The organism is Psychrobacter sp. PP-21, assembly GCF_033790785.1.
GTDB lineage: Bacteria > Pseudomonadota > Gammaproteobacteria > Pseudomonadales > Moraxellaceae > Psychrobacter.
The window spans coordinates 1-886 of record NZ_JAMYEB010000062.1 but is presented as its reverse complement, the minus strand read 5'-3'; the positions used below and the strand labels follow the sequence as shown (position 1 = coordinate 886).

The 886-nt window shown below is 40.1% G+C and carries 2 protein-coding genes; both read left to right on the top strand.

Annotated features, from left to right (window positions below; translation table 11 throughout):
* The first annotated feature begins 63 nt into the window (after nt 1-63).
* Nucleotides 64-402, top strand: a complete 339-nt coding sequence (locus tag NJD71_RS13550; protein ID WP_319052425.1) for an IS630 transposase-related protein — start codon at nt 64-66, stop codon at nt 400-402.
* On the top strand, nt 386-886 hold a 501-nt coding region (locus NJD71_RS13545), incomplete at its 3' end, for an IS630 family transposase (protein ID WP_319052424.1). The genes NJD71_RS13550 and NJD71_RS13545, both read left to right, overlap by 17 nt.

The following is an 886-nucleotide window of genomic DNA, read 5'->3' as shown; positions in this document are numbered from 1 at the left end:
TATAGTCAATCTTAGATAAAACCGATACAATATTTATAACCAATTCATTTAGTGAAATAAACGATGACCTATTCAATCGACTTTCGCAAACAAGTGTTACGAAGCATTAAAGACGGCATGACCATTAGAGAAGCAGCTAACTTTTATCAGCTTAGCACAAGCTCGATTCACAGCTGGCAGCAGAGCTTAGTTCCTAAAACCACCAGAAATAAAGCACCGACTAAAATATCAAATGAAGCCTTACTGAAAGATGTTAAGCAGCATCCAGACGATTATATGTACGAGAGAGCACAGCGTTTAGGCTGTAGTAAGTCAGGCATAGAAGCCGCATTAAAACGCCTTAGCATCAGTCAAAAAAAAGACCTTAAAACATCCAAAAGCCTGTTTGATAAAAAGAGCTAAGTATCTCAATCATTTAAGTAATTATATGACTCAAGGCTATCCCATCGTTTATATGGATGAAAGCGGCTTTGAGGCTGAAACTATCAGACCTTACGGCTATGCACCGATTGGTAAACCCTGTGTCGACAGCTACAACTGGCAAGCAAAGAAGCGTACGAATGTCATCGGTGCTCTCTATAAAAAAATGCTGTTTGCGCTTGATTACTTTGAGACCAATATCAATAGTAATATATTTTATGACTGGTGTAAGTTCACACTTATTCCAAGTCTTAAAACCAAGAGCGTGATTGTCATGGATAACGCTCGGTTTCATAAAAGCAGACGTATCCAAAAACTACTCAACAGACATGGCCATCGTATTTTATGGCTGCCGCCGTACAGCCCTGATCTGAACCCTATCGAGAAGAAGTGGGCACAGGCTAAGTTTCTACGCCAAGGGTGGATGGAGAATAATCTGCCTAAACTGTTTCAGGATATGGGCTGT